Raw genomic sequence first — 17,501 nt, forward strand, 5'->3', positions numbered from 1 at the left:
CTGCACGCTGGTGTTGCGAGTTTTGCCTATGCCGTTGCAAGCCGTCCGCCCGAAAATACTGGGATTTATCAGCGAACAGGCGTCGGCTTGGCTGGTGGCTTTGGTGGTCTTGCTGGTGGGTGTGGCGCTTACCGGCGTACTGGCGCTGGCCACGGCCGACCTGCATCACCAGGAGGTCCGCCAGCGTTTTCAGTTGTTGGTCAACGAACGCTATAGCCGCCTGGAAGAGCGTTTTGAAGACCAGGAACAGCGCCTGGGCAGCCTGCGGCGTTTTTTCGTCAACTCCCATGATGTTTCCCGCGAAGAGTTCGATGGGTTCGCCCAGCCGCTACTGTTGCGCGCGCGTGCCTACGCCTGGGCGCCACGGATATTTCGCGATCAGCGCCAGGCTTTTGAACAGCAAGTGTCACTCCAGCGTGGCATGTCGTTCTCCATTCGCGAGCTGAACGAAGCCGGGACTTTGGTGACGGCGGGCGAGCGCGATGAATATGTGCCGGTGTTGTACAGCCAGACCCAAAGCCTGCTCGGCTCACCCTTGGGGTTTGACTTGCTGGCGCAGCCACTGCGCCGATCGACGGTCGAGCGGGCGTACCGTTCCGGCACCATCGCCGTGTCCCAACCGATGTCGCTGGTGGGCGTCGAGCCGGCGTATGCCATGGGGGTGTTGCTGGTGGCGCCCGTCACTCGAGCGCCCACCGCGCAAATGCCCTACAACGAACCCTACGGTTTCGTCATGGCGGTGATCAGCATGCGCCAATTGGTCGCCGACGGTCTGCCCAAACCTGCGCGGGACAACCTGGTGATGCAGATTGTGGATACTTCCGATACCCAGCAGCGGGTGTTGTATGCGTCGGACAATGCCCTGGGCGATAGTGGCCTGGAAGCGATCCGCCGGCTGACCCTTGGGGATCATGTCTACGCCCTGAGCCTGCGCCCCAGCCAGGTATTCGCCCAGGCCAATCATTCCTCCGTCGCCAGTATCCTGACCATGGGCTGTTTGCTCAGCCTGTTACTCAGTGCCTTGCTCTATGTGCTGGTCAGCCAGCGTCAACGGGCGGTGCGGCTGGTGCAGCAACGCACCGGGCAATTGCACCAGCGCGAGTACGAGTTGCGCGGTGCCCACGGCCAGTTGCGCAGTGTGCTCAACGCCGCGACCCAGGTGGCGATCATTGCCACCGATTTGCGGGGCGTGATCAGCACCTTCAATGCCGGCGCCGAGCAAATGCTGGGTTATCCGGCTGACCAGGTGCTGGGCCACATGACCCTCGAAAGCCTGCACCTGGCGGTGGAGCTGGAAACCCGTGCCATGCAACTGAGCCATGCTCTCGGCAAGCGGATCATGCCCGGCCAGGCGATGCTGGTGGAGGGCGCCGACAGCCTGCATGAGGCCCGGGAGTGGACGCTGGTGCGCCAGGACGGCAGCCAGTTGACCGTGAATATGCTGGCCACAGCCTTGCTTGATGAACATGGTTTGTGGGTCGGGCACCTGGCGATCTGCCTGGATGTCACCGAACAGAAACGCGCCTATGAGGCCCTGGCGGCGAGGGATCGGTTGCTGAAAAAACTCAGCGCCCATGTGCCGGGCGGGATCTTCCAGTTCACCCTGGAGCCTAACGACAATTGGCGGTTTATCTACGCCAGCGACGGTATTCGCGATATCTACGAAATCGATCCGGGGTTGCTGCAACAGGATGCCAAGCAAGTCTTCGAGCGAATTCATCCCCAGGACGCTGAACGCATCCGCGCCTCCATCCGCCTGTCAGCGCTGCAATTGAGCCACTGGCGTGAAGAGTACCGGGTGCAACTCCCAGGTCGGGGCCTGCGTTGGATTCGCGGCGAGGCGACGCCGGAAGAGTTACCTGGCGGCGGTACGCTATGGCATGGCTATGTGTCGGATATCTCCGATCTCAAGCGGGTAGAGGAAGAGTTGCGGGCGTTGTCCATCACCGATTCGTTGACGGGTATCCATAATCGTCGCTATTTCCAGGACCGGCTGAAGGCCGAGATGAGCCGGGTGCGGCGCACGTCGGGAGCACTGGCAGTGATCATGCTGGATATCGATCACTTCAAACGTATCAATGACCAGCATGGGCACGCGGCGGGGGATGGCGTGCTGCAGGAGCTGTGCCGGCGTATCCGCCTGCGTGTGCGCCGCAGCGATGTGTTCTGTCGCCTGGGCGGTGAGGAGTTCATGGTGTTGTGTCCGAACACCGATGGCGTTCAGGCCTACAGCCTGGCCGTTGAGTTGTGGGAAGTGCTGCGCAGTACACCAATGGACGGCGTCGGCACGGTAACGGCCAGTTTCGGCGTGGCCAGTTGGCGGGTCGATGAGGGCGTGGATAGCTTGTTGCTGCGTGCGGATTCGGCGGTGTATGCGGCCAAGCAGGCGGGCCGGGATCGGGTCGAGGCGCAGCGCTTGCCTGCCTGAGTACCGTATACCGAATGTGGGAGCAGGGTTGTGTGGGAGCGGGCTTGCCCGCGATGGCGGTGTATCAGGTGCCAAATGTGCTGACTGACCCACAGCTATCGCGGGCAAGCCCGCTCCCACATTGAGTCCCCATCTATAGACCTGGTGCCGCTGCTGCCAGCTTCGGCTGGCGATACAGGTCCAGCAGCACCTGGTCGAGCACCGATGAAGCACCCCAAGGCTTCGGATCGTTGAGAATCGCCACCACCGCCCAAGTATTGCCATTGTTATCACGGCTGAAGCCGGCAATGGCGCGCACGGTGTTCAGGGTGCCGGTCTTGACGTGGGCTTCGCCACGCAGGGCCGTGGTCTTCAGGCGCTTGCGCATGGTGCCGTCACTGCCGGCAATCGGCATCGAGCTGATGAACTCTGCCGCGTACGGGCTTCTCCAGGCAGCCTGCAACATGGTCGCCATTTCCCGGGCACTGACCCGTTCGGCACGGGACAGGCCGGAGCCGTTTTCCATCACCAGGTGCGGCGCGGTGATGCCTTTTTTCGCCAGCCACTGGCGCACCACACGCTGCGCAGCCTTGGCATCGTCGCCATCGGCATCGGTGCGGTATTGCGCGCCGAGGCTGAGGAACAGTTGCTGGGCCATGGTGTTGTTACTGTATTTATTGATGTCGCGAATGATCTCGGCCAGGTCCGGGGAGAACGCCCGGGCCAGGACCTTGGCGGTTTTCGGCACTGGGGCCAGCACGTCGCGGCCCTGGATCGTGCCGCCGAGTTCTTTCCAGATCGCGCGCACGGCACCAGCGGTGTAGGTGGCATGGTCGAGCAGCGACAGATATGTCTGCGAGCTGCAGCCATCGCCCAACTGGCCGCTGACGGTCACGGTGACACTGCCATCGGCGGCGGTGACCGGGTTGTAGCGCACGTCACCGGTGCACTGCTTGGCGTTGGTGGCCTTGACCTGATTGTCGATCTGGATGCTGGCAATCGGCGGTTCCACCGACACCAACACCCGTCCTGAATCGTTGCGGGTCACGAAACGCAGGGCCTTGAGGTTGACCAGCAGGGCGTCCGGCTTGACCAGGAAAGGTTTGTTGGCATCGTTGCCGTCGTCGTTGAATTCCGGCAATTGCGGCTGGATAAAGAAGCCACGGTCCAGCACCAGGTCACCGGTGACTTGCTGGACGCCATTGGCACGCAGGTCGCGCATCAGCAGCCAGAGTTTTTCCATGTTCAGCTTGGGGTCGCCGCCGCCCTTGAGGTACAGGTTGCCCCGCAGGACGCCGCCGCTGAGGGTGCCGTCGGTGTAGAACTCGGTTTTCCATTGATGATTGGGGCCGAGCATTTCCAGGGCAGCGTAGGTGGTGACCAGCTTCATGGTCGACGCCGGGTTGACCGAGACGTCAGCGTTGAACACCGTGGCAGTGCCGGGGCCATTGAGCGGAATCATCACCAGGGACAGTGCATTGTTCTGCAGCTTGGCTTTCTGCAGGGCTTCCTGGACTTTAGGTGGCAAGGTGGTATTGATCGGGGCGGCGGTGACAGAGAGGGCCAGGGGCAAAAGGAAACTGGCGAGTAACAATGGACGCAAGGATTTGATCATAAGAAGTAAGACCCTACTGCATAGGAGGGTGAATATAGCGGGGGCTATGTAAGAAAATCCCCCAGTGGTCATGAAAGTGTCGGCATTATGCCCCAAGGTGGAGCTACTTGTGCCTCAACGATAGCTGCAAATCACGGTTTTTTTTCGCGCTATCGTGCCACCCGTCTTGGATTGCCGGGCAATCAGCGCCTTAAACTGGTAGAGTGCCGGCCGTTAATACTTAAGAGGATTGTTCCAATGGCGACTAACCGTTCCCGGCGTCTGCGCAAAAAACTGTGCGTTGATGAATTTCAAGAGCTGGGTTTCGAACTGAACCTGGATTTCAAAGAAGGTTTGGACGACGAAGCGGTTGACGCTTTCCTCGACGCCTTCCTGACCGAAGCGATGGATGGCAATGGCCTGGACTACGTGGGCGGCGACGACTTCGGTCTGGTCTGCAAAGCCACCCGTGGTTCGGTTACCCCTGAGCAGCGTGCAGCTGTCGAAGCGTGGCTCAAGGCTCGCCCAGAGCTGACCCGCGTTGAAGTCAGCGAACTGCTGGACGCCTGGCACCCAGAAAAGCCGATCAACCCGGCTGTCTGATGTCATGAAAAAGCGACCCTCCCGGGTCGCTTTTTCGTTTCAGGGTATTAAAGTCAGGCTTTGCGCCAGTTCAGAATCACCAGCGTCAACACCCCCGCCACAATCCCCCAGAATGCCGAACCGATGGAAAACAGCGTCAGCCCCGACGCCGTGACCATAAAGGTAATCAGCGCGGCTTCCCGCTCCTTGGGCTCATTCATGGCGATGCTCAGGCCATTGATGATCGAGCCAAACAACGCCAATGCCGCGATCGACAGCACCAGCTCCTTGGGCAATGCGGCGAACAATGCCGCCAAGGTTGCGCCAAATACCCCGGCGATACCGTAGAAAATCCCGCACCACACCGCGGCGGTGTAGCGCTTGTTGCGATCCTCATGGGCGTGAGGCCCGGTGCAGATGGCCGCACTGATGGCTGCCAGGTTGATGCCGTGGGAGCCGAACGGTGCCAGCACCAGCGAGGCCAGGCCGGTGGCGGTGATCAGTGGCGAGGCCGGTACATCGTAGCCATCGGCGCGCAACACCGCGACCCCCGGCATGTTCTGCGAAGTCATCGCCACCACGAACAGCGGAATACCGATGCTGATGGTCGCCGCCAGGGAGAAGTGCGGCGTGGTCCACACCGGCGTCGCCACTTCCAGGCTGAACCCGCTGAAATCCAGGAGCCCCATCAGCCCGGACAAGGCGGTGCCGATCAGCAGCGCCGCCAGCACCGCATACCGGGGCGACAGGCGCTTGATGATCAGGTAGGTAAAGAACATGCCCAGTACCAGGGCGGTGCGGTGCTGCGCGGCGACGAAAATCTCGCTGCCGATCTTGAACAGAATCCCGGCCAGCAGCGCGGCGGCCAGCGAGGCGGGGATCTTCCTCACCAGTTTCTCAAAGCTGCCGGTGAGGCCGCAGATCGTCACCAGCACCGCGCAGGTGATGTAGGCGCCAATGGCCTCGCCATAGCTGACCCCGCCCAGGCTGGTAATCAGCAGCGCCGCACCGGGGGTCGACCAGGCAATGGTGATGGGCGTGCGGTAGCGCAGGGACAGGCCGATGCTGCACACCGCCATGCCGATGGAAATCGCCCAGATCCACGAGGAGATTTGCCCGGTGGTCAGGCCGGCAGCCTGGCCGGCCTGGAACATCAGCACCAGCGAACTGGTGTAGCCGGTCATCATGGCGATGAAGCCGGCGACAATGGCCGAGGGTGAAGTGTCGGCCAGTGGGCGCAGGGGCGCCTGGGTCGCGTCGGTCATGGGGCGGTGTTCCTTGTACCTGGGAAATCGTGGAATCAAGCCTAAACTCAAACGTAACTGACTGTTGCAATACAGCCGGCCGCGCAAACAGCCGTACAGTGTGTTGGCGCAACGGGTTGTGTACAATGTGCGCTGTTTTTACGCGATACTTGCCAGCGACCCGCTATACCCTTATTACAGTCAACGTCAATTCGCCGCCGTTCTCCCGACCCGAGTGCCCATGAACGAACAGTTGCAGCCCCTCAAGAAACAGCCGCGAGCCGGTAAGGCCGGTCGCAGTGGAACCCAGGACGATATCGTCTACGCGCATATCTTCGAGGCCATCCTCGAACAACGCCTGGCGCCCGGTACCAAATTGAGTGAAGAAGCACTGGGCGAGATCTTTGGCGTCAGCCGCACCATCATCCGCCGCGCCTTGTCGCGCCTGGCCCATGAAGGCGTGGTGTTGTTGCGCCCCAATCGGGGTGCGGTCGTGGCCAGCCCAAGTGTCGAGGAAGCCCGTCAGGTATTCCTCGCACGGCGCCTGGTCGAGCGGGCTATCACCGAACTGGCGGTGCAGCATGCCTCCACCGAAGAGTTGGCCGAGTTGCGGCAGATGGTCAACGATGAGCGCGACAGCTTCTCCCGTGGCGATCGTGGCGCGGGTATCCGGCTCTCTGGCGAGTTCCACCTCAAGCTGGCCGAGGCGGCAAAAAATGCCCCGCTGATCAGCTTCCAACGCAGCCTGGTGTCCCAGACTTCGCTGATCATCGCCCAGTATGAAAGTGGCAACCGCTCGCACTGTTCCTACGACGAGCACACCCAGTTGATCGATGCCATCGAAGCTAGGGATGTGGGGTTGGCGGTGAACCTGATGATGCACCACATGGATCATATCGACAGCAAGCTCAACCTCGATGAGGAAAGCGCGTCGGATGATTTGCATGCGGTGTTCTCGCATTTGCTGCAGACCAAGAAGCCGGGCCGCTCCTCGATCAAGCTGTAAACCCGATCAAACTGTGTAGGAGCTGGCTTGCCAGCGATGCAGGCACCGCGGTGTATCTGTTCACCGCGGTGATGCTATCGCTGGCAAGCCAGCTCCTACAGGGTTTTGTGGTGTTCTTTGGGTCAGCGTTGGTGTACCAGATTGCCCGCCGCATACGTCTGCATCACCGCCCGATCATCCCCCAGTGTCATCAATACAAACAACGTCTCGGCAATGTTCTTGGCCTGCTTCAGGCGATAGCTGAGCAGTGGCGTGGCGTTGTAGTCCAGGACCAGGAAATCGGCATCGGTGCCCGGCTGCAAGGTGCCGATCTTGTCTTCCAGGCGCAGCGCTTTGGCACCGCCCAGGGTCGCCAGGTACAACGATTTGAACGGGCTCAACCGCGCGCCCTGCAATTGCATGACCTTGTAGGCCTCGTTCAGGGTCTGCAGCAGCGAGAAACTGGTGCCACCCCCCACGTCCGTGCCCAGGCCCACATTGAGTTGGTGCTTCTCGGCCATCGGCAGGTTGAACAGGCCGCTGCCGAGGAAGAAGTTCGACGTCGGGCAGAACGCCACTGCTGAACCCGCTTGCGCCAGTCGCGCGCATTCGTCGTCGCACAGGTGCACGCCATGGGCGAATACCGAACGTTCCCCCAGCAGCTTGTAGTGGTCGTACACGTCCAGGTAGCCGCTGCGCTCCGGGAACAACTCCTTGACCCATTGCACTTCCTGCAGGTTTTCACTGATGTGCGTCTGCATGTACAGGTCCGGGTATTCCCCCAGCAATTGCCCGGCGAGGGTCAACTGTTCCGGTGTGCTGGTAGGCGCGAAGCGCGGGGTCACGGCGTAGTGCAAACGGCCCTTGCCGTGCCAGCGCTCGATCAGCGCCTTGCTCTCCTGGTAGCCGGACTCGGCGGTGTCGGTCAGGTAGTCCGGCGCATTGCGGTCCATCATCACCTTGCCGGCGATCATGCGCAGGTCGAGTTTCTCGGCGGCTTCAAAGAATGAGTTGACCGATTGCGGGTGCACGCTGCCGAACACCAGGGCGGTGGTGGTGCCGTTGCGCAGCAGTTCCTTGATAAAGATATCCGCCACTTCTTCGGCGTGGGCCTTGTCGGCGAACTGGCTTTCGCAAGGGAAGGTATAGGTGTTGAGCCAATCCAGCAGTTGTTCGCCGTAGGCCCCGACCATGCCGGTTTGCGGCAGGTGGATATGGGTGTCGATCAGGCCGGGGGTGATCAGCGCGTCCTGGTAATGGGTGATTTCGATATCGGCCGCCAGCGTCGGCAGCAAGTCGCTGGCATGCCCCAGGGCGCTGATCTGGCCGTTGTCGATCACCAGCAGGCCGTCTTCGAAATACTCGTAGGAGGCGTCGATCCCAACCACGGCAGGGTCGGCGAGGCTGTGCAGGATGGCGGCGCGGTAGGCTTTGCGAGTCAAAGGCATGGTCGTCTCAATTGATAGCTTGGCTGCGGCGCGAGGCCGGCAGCAGTTTGGCAATGGGTTCGGCACTCGCGGTGTGCTGGCCGAAGTTGGCGTTATAGGTGGCGATGATCTCGCCGGCGATGGAAATGGCGATTTCCACCGGCAATTTGCCCTTCACCTCGGTGAGGCCCATGGGGCAGCGCATGCGTTGTAACTGCGCGGCCTCGAAGCCGCGCTCACGCAGGCGGTGTTCAAACTTGACGCGTTTGGTCTGCGAGCCGATCAGGCCGAAGTAGGCAAAGTCATTGCGCTTGAGCAGGGCGGCGGTGAGTTCCAGGTCCAGCGCGTGATTGTGGGTCATGACGATGCAGTAACTGCCCGCCGGCAGGTCGGCAATTTCATCGACCGGCTCTTCGCTGACGATTTTACGCACGCCCTGGGGGATATGCTCCGGGAATTCCTGTTCCCGCGAGTCGATCCAGCGCACCCGGCACGGCAGGCTGGCCAGCAGTGGCACCAGCGCGCGGCCGACATGGCCGGCGCCGAATACGGCAATCTGCGCCTGCACCTGGCCCATGGGCTCAAACAGCAGCACGGTCACGCCGCCGCAGCACTGGCCGAGGCTGGCCCCCAGGCTGAAGCGCTCCAGATGGGTGTTGTGCTGACCGCTGGCGAGCATCTCGCGGGCGATCTGCATCGCTTTGTATTCCAGGTGGCCGCCGCCGATGGTGTCGAAGGTCCGGGCGGCACTGATCACCATCTTGGAACCGGCGTTGCGCGGCGTGGAGCCGAGTTCTTCGATGATGGTCACCAGCACGCAGGGTTCACCCTGGTGTTGCAGGTCGGCGAGGGCGCTGATCCAGTTGTTCATGTCTACCTCAACATTTCTGTTGTCAGTTCGGCCGTCTTCGCGGGCAAGCCCGCTCCCACCGGGGAATGCAATCCAAATTTGGGAGCGGGCTCGCCCGCGATGGCAGCACCTGGGTCTAGAGCGAAGCCATCTCGGTCTCAGGCTCAACCACCGTCGCCGCCTGCAACTGGCGCATCTGCTCACAGCCCCACAACACCCGCTCCGGGGTCGCCGGTGCATCGATCTTGGGTTGATGGCGATAGTCAGCCAGGCTCGCCACCGCATCCTTGATCGCGCACCACGAGGCAATTCCGAGCATGAATGGCGGCTCACCCACGGCCTTGGAGTGGAACACCGTGTCTTCCGGGTTCTTGCGGTTTTCTACCAGCTTGACCCGCAAATCCAGGGGCATGTCTGCTACCGCCGGGATCTTGTAGCTGGCCGGGCCATTGGTCATCAATTTGCCCTTGTTGTTCCACACCAGCTCTTCCATGGTCAGCCAGCCCATGCCCTGGATAAAGCCGCCTTCCACCTGGCCGATATCGATGGCCGGGTTCAGCGAGGCGCCCACATCGTGGAGGATGTCGGTGCGCAGCATTTTGTACTCGCCGGTCAGGGTGTCGACGATCACTTCGCAGCAGGCCGCACCGAAGGCGAAGTAGTAGAACGGCCGACCCCGCGCCTGGCTGCGGTCGTAGAAGATTTTCGGGGTCTTGTAGAACCCGGTACTGGACAGCGACACCTGGGCGAAATACGCCTGCTGGATCAGCTCCTCGAACGTCAGGATCAGCTCACGCACCCGCACATGGCCGTTGTGGAACTCAACATCGGCCTCGCTGACGTCGTATTTGCGCGCGGCAAATTCCACCAGGCGCTGCTTGATGGTCTCGGCGGCATTCTGCGCGGCCTTGCCGTTGAGGTCGGCACCGCTGGAGGCGGCGGTCGGCGAGGTGTTGGGCACTTTGTCGGTGTTGGTCGCGGTGATCTGCACCCGGTCGATTTCCACCTGGAAAATCTCGGCCACCACTTGCGCGACTTTGATGTTCAGGCCCTGGCCCATCTCGGTGCCGCCGTGGTTCAGGTGGATGCTGCCGTCGGTGTAGATATGGATCAAGGCGCCGGCCTGGTTGAGGAAGCTGGCGGTAAACGAAATACCGAACTTGACCGGGGTCAGCGCCAGGCCTTTTTTCAGGATCGGGCTGTGGGCGTTGTACAGGCGGATCGCTTCGCGGCGCTCGGCGTATTGGCTGCTGGCCTCAAGCTCGGCGGTCATCTCTTCGAGCATGTTGTGCTCGACAGTCTGGTAGTAGTGGGTGACGTTGCGCTCGGTCTTGCCATAGTAATTGGCCTTGCGCACCGCCAGCGGGTCCAGCGCCAGGTGGCGGGCGATGGCGTCCATCACTTCCTCGATGGCGACCATGCCTTGCGGGCCGCCGAAGCCACGGTAGGCGGTGTTGGAGGCGGTGTTGGTCTTGCAGCGATGGCCGTTGACGGTGGCGTCGCCCAGGTAATAGGAGTTGTCGGAGTGGAACATCGCGCGGTCGACAATCGAGTTAGACAGGTCTGGCGAGCAGCCGCAGTTACCCGCCAGGTCCAGATTGATCCCGTGCAGGCGGCCGTTGTCGTCAAAGCCCACGTCGTATTCGATATAGAACGGGTGGCGCTTGCCGGTCATCAGCATGTCTTCGACCCGTGGCAGGCGCATTTTGGTCGGCTGGCCGGTCAGGCGCGCGACCACTGCACACAGGCATGCCGGGCTGGCCGCCTGGGTTTCCTTGCCACCAAAACCACCGCCCATGCGGCGCATATCCACGACGATTTTGTTCATCGACACGTCCAGCACTTCGGCCACCAGTTTCTGCACTTCGGTGGGGTTCTGGGTGGAGCAGTAGACGATCATGCCGCCGTCTTCGGTGGGCATCACCGAGGAAATCTGGGTCTCCAGGTAGAAGTGTTCCTGGCCGCCGATATGCAGGGTCCCCTGGATACGATGTTTCGCGCTCGCCAGGGCGCCCGCCGAATCCCCGCGCTGGTGGGTGTGGCTGTCCAGCACGAAATGTTTGTTGCGAAAGGCCTCGACCACATCCAGCACCGGCTCCAGGTCTTCGTATTCGATCACCGCCGCCATGGCGGCCTTGCGTGCGGTCTCCAGGTCGCGGGCGGCGACGGCCAGCACCACCTGGCCGACGAACTGCACGGTGTCGATGGCCAGCAACGGGTCGCCGGGCATCAGCGGGCCGATGTCTTTGAGGCCCGGTACGTCTTCGTGGGTGATGACGATGCGCACCCCCTCGAAGGCGTAGCAGGGCGCGGTGTCGATGCTGAGGATCCGGGCATGGGCGCGGTCGGACATGCGCGCATACAGGTGCAACTGGTTGGGGAATTCCAGGCGGTCATCGATGTACTGCGCTTCGCCCGACACGTGCTTGGCGGCGCTGTCATGCTTGACGCTGCGCCCGACCCCGGACGTCAGGTCCTGGGCAAACAGCGCGGCCATTTCGGCTTGGGTTTTTACCACGGCGTGATGGTTAGACATAAGCGGTCACCCGAGTCTCGATGTGCGGCGTTTGCAGTTCGATGAAGTATTTGCGCAGCAGGTTCTGTGCGCTGAGCAGGCGGTATTCCTTGCTCGCGCGAAAGTCCGACAGCGGGGTGAAATCCTCGGCCAGGGCCGCGCAGGCTTTCTCCACGGTGGCACTGTTCCAGGTGGCGCCGATCAGCACCGTCTCGCAGTGTTGCGCGCGTTTGGGCGTGGCGGCCATGCCGCCGAAGGCCACGCGGGCATCGCTGATCACCCCGTTGTCGATTTTCAGGTTGAACGCCGCGCACACCGCCGAGATGTCATCGTCCAGGCGCTTGGAAACCTTGTAGGCACGAAACAGCGCGTGGCCCTTGGGTACGATGATTTTTTCGATGAACTCGCTGTCCTGGCGGGCAGTGACGCGGTAGTCGATAAAGTAGTCTTCCAGGGCCAGGGTGCGGCGCACGCTGCCCTTGCACAGCACGATCTGCGCGCCGAGGGCGATCAGCAGCGGCGGCGAATCACCGATGGGCGAGGCGTTGCCGATATTGCCGCCGAGGGTGCCCTGGTTGCGGATTTGCAGGGAGGCGAAGCGGTGCAGCAGGTCGCCGAAGTCCGGGTATTCATGGTGCAGCGCGCTGTAGCAGTCGGAGAGGGCGGTGGCGGCGCCGATTTCCAGGCGGTCGTCAAAGGTCTCGATGCGCTTCATGGACTCGATGTTGCCCACATAGATCATCACTGGCAGCGTGCGGTGGAACTGGGTCACTTCCAGCGCCAGGTCGGTGCCGCCGGCCAGCAGCCGGGCCTGTGGGTAGGCGTCGTAGAGGTCGGCCAGGTCGGCGACGGTCAGGGGCACCAGGCAGCGTTTGTCGCCGCTGTTCAGTTCGCCGGTTTGCGTCGGGGCGATGGCCTTGAGGCGGGCGATGGTCTGCGCCTGGCGACTATCGAACTGGTCCTGGGGCTTGTTGCAACAGGCCTGTTCGGCGGCGGCCAGGATCGGCCGGTAGCCGGTGCAGCGGCACAGGTTGCCGGCCAGGGCTTCGTGGGCCTTGGCGCTGTCCGGGGCGTCGCTGTTTTTTTGCAGGGCGAACAGTGACATCACAAAGCCCGGCGTACAGAAACCGCACTGCGAGCCATGGCACTCGACCATCGCCTGTTGCACGCTGTGCAGTTGGCCCTGGTGCTTGAGGTCTTCGACGCTGATCAGTTGCTTGCCGTGCAGGGACGAGACAAACGTCAGGCACGAATTGAGGCTGCGATAGCGAATTTGCTCGGCACCTTGCTCATCGGTATGCAGCTCGCCGACTACCACGGTGCAGGCACCACAGTCGCCGCTGGCGCAGCCTTCCTTGGTTCCGGATTTGCCCAGGTGCTCACGCAGGTAGTTGAGCACAGTCAGGTTCGGGTCCAGGGCGTGCTCGCTACGGAGCTCCTGGTTTAGTAAAAACTGGATCACGGAAGGCCTCGCAGACTCATTATTGTTGTTAACCGCTTTGCGCCGAATCTAGTCATGTCTGACTTTTCGGTCAACGATTTTCTGACCAGAAGGTCAAGAAAATGCGATTGCAACACCTTTGATTATGGTTCAGATCCCTGTAACCGCCGTTTTCAGGGGCGCCTGGGCTTTATCGTCTGCTTATTTCATGCCAAATTCGGCGTTGCTGGCCCAGTGATTGCGCTACACTGCCGCCCTTGTACCGATAGACGATTTTGAAGGGAAAACATGACGTTCAAGGCGCCGGATAGTCTCGCCGAGCAAATCGCTCACCACCTCGCCGAACGCATCATTCGCGGCGATCTCAAGCCTGGGGAGCGGATCCAGGAACAGAAAGTCACGCTGGCACTCAATGTCAGCCGTGGCTCCGTGCGCGAAGCCTTGCTGATCCTCGAGCGGCGGCACCTGATCGCCATCCTGCCGCGCCGTGGCGCCCACGTCACCGAGCTCACCGCACACAAGGTGCAGAGCCTGTGCACGCTGATGAGCGAGCTGTACATCCTGCTGGGCAACGCGGTTGCCGAAGGCTGGCAGACCCAGGTCGACATGGCGCCGTTCGTGCAGATCCAGCAACGACTGGTGAGCAATTTCGAACGCCAGGACATCCGCGCCTTTGTCGAGGAATGCTTCAATGTCATGCGCGCCGCGTATCCCTTTGCCAACAATCCGTACCTGCAGGAAACCGTCGAGAACCTGCAGCCGGCGATGAATCGCGCCTATTACCTGGCCCTGGATCAACGCAAGGCGTCCATGAGCGAGTACCTGGCGCTGTTCGAGCAACTGCTCGCTGCCGTACTGGCCCGTGACTTGCCGCAGATTCGCCAAGTGTTGTCGGCCTATGGCCAGCGCAGTTGCACCCTGGTTATCGCAGCCCTGGCGGACGCCTAAGCGTGCGGCTCAAGTGCATCAAACTGGCGGGGTTCAAATCCTTCGTCGACCCGACTACGGTGAACTTCCCCAGTAACATGGCGGCAGTGGTCGGGCCCAATGGTTGCGGCAAGTCGAACATTATCGACGCCGTGCGCTGGGTGATGGGCGAGAGCTCGGCAAAAAACCTGCGTGGCGAGTCGATGACCGACGTCATCTTCAATGGCTCCACCAGCCGCAAGCCGGTGAGCCAGGCCAGCATCGAACTGGTGTTCGACAACTCCGACGGCACCCTGGTGGGCGAATACGCGGCCTACGCAGAAATTTCCATCCGCCGCAAAGTGACGCGCGACAGCCAGAACAGTTACTTCCTCAATGGCACCAAGTGCCGGCGCCGCGACATCACCGACATCTTCCTCGGCACCGGCCTGGGCCCGCGCAGCTACTCGATCATCGAGCAGGGCATGATCTCCAAGCTGATCGAAGCCAAGCCCGAGGACTTGCGCAACTTTATCGAGGAAGCGGCCGGCATCTCCAAGTACAAGGAGCGCCGGCGCGAGACCGAGAACCGCATCCGCCGCACCCACGAAAACCTGGCGCGCCTGACCGACCTGCGTGAAGAGCTGGAGCGCCAGTTGGAGCGCCTGCACCGCCAGGCCCAGGCCGCCGAGAAATACCAGGAATACAAAGGCGAAGAGCGCCAGCTCAAGGCACAACTCTCGGCCCTGCGCTGGCAGGCCTTGAATGACCAGGTGGGCCAGCGCGAAGCGATCATCGGCACCCAGGAAATCAGCTTCGAAGCCCTGGTGGCCGAGCAGCGCAATGCCGACGCCAGCATCGAGCGCCTGCGTGACGGTCACCATGATCTGTCCGAGCGCTTCAATCTGGTGCAGGGCCGCTTCTATTCGGTGGGCGGCGACATTGCGCGGGTCGAGCAGAGCATCCAGCACGGCCAGCAGCGCCTGCGCCAGTTGCAGGATGACCTCAAGGAAGCGGAGCGGGCGCGGCTGGAAACCGAGTCCCACCTGGGCCACGACCGCACCTTGCTGCTGACCCTCGGCGAAGAGCTGGACATGCTCACCCCCGAGCAGGAAATCACCAGCGCCGCCGCCGAAGAAGCCGCCGCCGCCCTGGAAGAATCGGAAACCACCATGCACGGCTGGCAGGAGCAGTGGGACGCGTTCAACCTGCGCTCCGCCGAGCCACGGCGCCAGGCTGAGGTGCAGCAGTCGCGCATCCAGCAACTGGAAACCAGTATGGAACGCCTGGCCGAGCGTCAGCGCCGGGTCCTGGAGGAGCGCGCGTTGCTCGCCTCCGCTCCGGAAGACGCGGCGATCATGGCGCTGAGCGAGCAGTTGGCCGAAAGCGAAATGACCCTGGAAGAGCTGGAGGCCAGCGAAGAACAACAAGTGGAACGCCTGGAGCAATTGCGTCAGGAGCTGCAGCAGGCGACCCAGGCGCAGCAGCAGGCCCAGGGCGATTTACAGCGCCTTAACGGGCGCCTGGCCTCCCTTGAAGCCTTGCAGCAGGCCGCATTGGACCCAGGCACCGGCACCGCCGAATGGCTGCGCGATCAGCACCTGGCCGAGCGCCCGCGCCTGGCCGAAGGCTTGAAGGTTGAAGCTGGTTGGGAATTGGCTGTGGAAACCGTGCTCGGTGCGGACCTGCAAGCGGTGCTGGTGGACGATTTTGGCGGCTTTGACCTGGCGGGCTTCACACAAGGTGACTTGCGCCTGCTCAGCCCGGCAGCCGATGGCACCCGCGTGCCCGGCAGCCTGTTGGATAAAGTCGAGGCGCAGATTGATCTGGCGCCGTGGCTGGGCCAGGTCAAACCGGTGGACTCGCTGGAACAGGCCCTGGCGCTGCGTGGCCAATTGATCTCTGGCGAAAGCCTGATCAGCCGCGACGGCTACTGGGTAGGCCGGCACTTTTTGCGGGTGCGCCGCGCCAGTGAAGCCGAAAGTGGCGTATTGGCCCGTGGCCAGGAAATCGTCAACCTGAGTGCCGAGCGTGAAGAGCGCGAAGCCACCCTTGAGTCCCTGGAAACCCAACTGCAAACCCTGCGCGCCACTCAGCGCCAGCAAGAGACCGGCCGCGAACACTTGCGCCGCCTGTTGCAGGACGAAGCGCGCCAGCAGGGCGAATTGAAAGCCCAGCTCTCGGCCAGCAAGGCCAAGGCCGAACAGCTGACCCTGCGCCGCACCCGGCTCGACGAAGAAGTGGCCGAAATGGGCGAACAGCGCGCCCTCGAACACGAACAAGTCGGCGAAGCACGCCTGCAATTGCAGGAGGCCCTCGACAGCATGGCCCTCGATACCGAGCAGCGCGAACTGTTGCTGGCCCAGCGTGACAGCCTGCGCGAGCGCCTCGACCGGGTACGCCAGGAAGCGCGCCAGCACAAGGATCATGCCCACCAGTTGGCCGTGCGCCTGGGCTCCTTGCGCGCCCAGCACGATTCCACGCGCCAGGCCCTGGAGCGCCTGGAGATGCAGTCCGAACGCCTGACGGAAAAGCGCGAGCAACTGAGCCTCAACCTGGAGGAGGGCGAGGCGCCGCTGGAAGAGCTGCGCTTGAAGCTCGAAGAGTTGCTCGATAAACGCATGAGCGTCGACGAAGAACTCAAGACCGCACAAATCGCCCTGGAAGACGCCGACCGCGAACTGCGCGACGCAGAAAAGCGCCGGACCCAGGCCGAGCAGCAATCGCAATTGATCCGCGGCCAGCTCGAACAGCAGCGCATGGAGTGGCAAGCCCTCACGGTGCGCCGCAAAACCCTGCAAGACCAGTTGCTGGAAGATGGCTACGACCTGCACGGCGTACTCAATACCCTGACCGCCCAGGCCAACGAGAAGGACGCCGAGGAAGAACTTGAGCGCATTGGCGCACGTATTCAACGACTCGGGGCGATCAACCTCGCGGCCATCGACGAATATCAGCAGCAGTCCGAGCGCAAACGTTATCTGGATGCCCAGGACGCCGATCTGGTGGAAGCCCTCGACACTTTGGAAAACGTCATTCGCAAGATCGACAAAGAAACCCGAAACCGCTTCAAAGATACCTTTGATCAGATTAATAGCGGTTTACAGGCCTTATTCCCAAAAGTTTTCGGTGGTGGCAGCGCTTACTTGGAACTGACGGGCGAAGATCTACTCGATACAGGGGTAACGATCATGGCGCGGCCTCCGGGCAAGAAGAACAGCACCATCCATTTGTTGTCCGGCGGCGAGAAGGCCCTGACCGCATTGGCCCTGGTGTTTGCCATCTTCAAGTTGAACCCGGCGCCGTTCTGCATGCTCGACGAAGTTGACGCGCCGCTGGATGACGCTAACGTTGGACGGTATGCCCGCCTGGTTAAAGAGATGTCCCAGACGGTGCAGTTCATCTATATCACCCACAACAAGATCGCCATGGAAATGGCTGATCAATTGATGGGGGTGACCATGCATGAACCGGGCTGTTCGCGACTGGTGGCGGTGGATGTGGAAGAGGCGATGGCGATGGTGGAAAGTTAGCGGCAAGTTGCTAGCTT

Annotated in this window: 11 protein-coding genes; 5 read left to right on the top strand and 6 right to left on the bottom strand. The window is 61.9% G+C overall.

The genetic code is table 11. The annotated features are described in order from the left end of the window. Positions 1–28: 28 nt before the first annotated feature. Positions 29–2,428, top strand: coding sequence for a sensor domain-containing diguanylate cyclase (locus HBO12_RS23115; RefSeq protein ID WP_169954230.1), 2,400 nt, complete (start codon positions 29–31; stop codon positions 2,426–2,428). A gap of 133 nt (positions 2,429–2,561) precedes the next feature. Here HBO12_RS23115 and dacB read toward each other — a convergent pair whose 3' ends face one another. Continuing rightward, positions 2,562–4,022 (bottom strand): D-alanyl-D-alanine carboxypeptidase/D-alanyl-D-alanine endopeptidase, encoded by a 1,461-nt coding sequence (gene dacB / locus HBO12_RS23120; protein ID WP_170043315.1) that lies wholly within the window; start codon positions 4,020–4,022, stop codon positions 2,562–2,564. Positions 4,023–4,259: 237 nt separating this feature from the next. Here dacB and HBO12_RS23125 point away from each other — a divergent pair, with 237 nt between their 5' ends. After that, complete coding sequence (locus tag HBO12_RS23125; protein ID WP_170043316.1) at positions 4,260–4,604, top strand: YggL family protein; 345 nt, start codon at positions 4,260–4,262, stop codon at positions 4,602–4,604. 53 nt (positions 4,605–4,657) lie between these two features. On the opposite strand, the gene HBO12_RS23130 is transcribed toward HBO12_RS23125, so the two are convergent. Continuing rightward, on the bottom strand, positions 4,658–5,848 hold the full coding sequence (locus HBO12_RS23130) for a benzoate/H(+) symporter BenE family transporter (protein WP_169954228.1): 1,191 nt from the start codon (positions 5,846–5,848) through the stop codon (positions 4,658–4,660). Positions 5,849–6,068: 220 nt separating this feature from the next. Between HBO12_RS23130 and HBO12_RS23135 the strand changes: the two genes are divergently transcribed. Then, on the top strand, positions 6,069–6,833 hold the full coding sequence (locus tag HBO12_RS23135) for a GntR family transcriptional regulator (RefSeq protein WP_057439513.1): 765 nt from the start codon (positions 6,069–6,071) through the stop codon (positions 6,831–6,833). 122 nt (positions 6,834–6,955) lie between these two features. On the opposite strand, the gene guaD is transcribed toward HBO12_RS23135, so the two are convergent. From guaD to xdhA, 4 genes are all read right to left on the bottom strand, one after another. Continuing rightward, entirely contained in the window at positions 6,956–8,260 is a 1,305-nt protein-coding gene (guaD, locus tag HBO12_RS23140) for a guanine deaminase (RefSeq protein WP_169954227.1), read from the bottom strand. A gap of 7 nt (positions 8,261–8,267) precedes the next feature. Further along, positions 8,268–9,110 carry a xanthine dehydrogenase accessory protein XdhC gene (gene xdhC, locus HBO12_RS23145; RefSeq protein ID WP_169954226.1) on the bottom strand — a complete coding sequence of 281 codons (843 nt, stop codon included), beginning with the start codon at positions 9,108–9,110 and terminating at the stop codon, positions 8,268–8,270. Between the two features lie 115 nt (positions 9,111–9,225). After that, entirely contained in the window at positions 9,226–11,625 is a 2,400-nt protein-coding gene (xdhB, locus tag HBO12_RS23150) for a xanthine dehydrogenase molybdopterin binding subunit (protein WP_170043317.1), read from the bottom strand. Further along, positions 11,618–13,066, bottom strand: coding sequence for a xanthine dehydrogenase small subunit (gene xdhA, locus HBO12_RS23155; RefSeq protein ID WP_169954224.1), 1,449 nt, complete (start codon positions 13,064–13,066; stop codon positions 11,618–11,620). Before xdhA ends, xdhB begins: the two co-directional genes overlap by 8 nt. Positions 13,067–13,333: 267 nt before the next feature. Between xdhA and HBO12_RS23160 the strand changes: the two genes are divergently transcribed. Together HBO12_RS23160 and smc are read left to right on the top strand one after the other, a co-directional pair. Then, a complete protein-coding gene (locus HBO12_RS23160) occupies positions 13,334–13,993 on the top strand; it encodes a GntR family transcriptional regulator (RefSeq protein ID WP_170043318.1) in 660 nt (219 codons plus the stop codon). A gap of 2 nt (positions 13,994–13,995) precedes the next feature. After that, entirely contained in the window at positions 13,996–17,484 is a 3,489-nt protein-coding gene (gene smc / locus HBO12_RS23165) for a chromosome segregation protein SMC (RefSeq protein WP_170043319.1), read from the top strand. Positions 17,485–17,501: the final 17 nt, after the last annotated feature.

The sequence above is a fragment of the Pseudomonas sp. WS 5059 genome (genome assembly GCF_012985525.1).
Taxonomy (GTDB): domain Bacteria; phylum Pseudomonadota; class Gammaproteobacteria; order Pseudomonadales; family Pseudomonadaceae; genus Aquipseudomonas.

Coding starts and splice junctions, on each gene's coding strand:
- HBO12_RS23115 (WP_169954230.1), top strand. CDS start 29: ATGCCGTTGCAAGCCGTCCGCCCGAAAATACTGGGATTTATCAGCGAA.
- dacB (WP_170043315.1), bottom strand. CDS start 4,022: ATGATCAAATCCTTGCGTCCATTGTTACTCGCCAGTTTCCTTTTGCCC.
- HBO12_RS23125 (WP_170043316.1), top strand. CDS start 4,260: ATGGCGACTAACCGTTCCCGGCGTCTGCGCAAAAAACTGTGCGTTGAT.
- HBO12_RS23130 (WP_169954228.1), bottom strand. CDS start 5,848: ATGACCGACGCGACCCAGGCGCCCCTGCGCCCACTGGCCGACACTTCA.
- HBO12_RS23135 (WP_057439513.1), top strand. CDS start 6,069: ATGAACGAACAGTTGCAGCCCCTCAAGAAACAGCCGCGAGCCGGTAAG.
- guaD (WP_169954227.1), bottom strand. CDS start 8,260: ATGCCTTTGACTCGCAAAGCCTACCGCGCCGCCATCCTGCACAGCCTC.
- xdhC (WP_169954226.1), bottom strand. CDS start 9,110: ATGAACAACTGGATCAGCGCCCTCGCCGACCTGCAACACCAGGGTGAA.
- xdhB (WP_170043317.1), bottom strand. CDS start 11,625: ATGTCTAACCATCACGCCGTGGTAAAAACCCAAGCCGAAATGGCCGCG.
- HBO12_RS23160 (WP_170043318.1), top strand. CDS start 13,334: ATGACGTTCAAGGCGCCGGATAGTCTCGCCGAGCAAATCGCTCACCAC.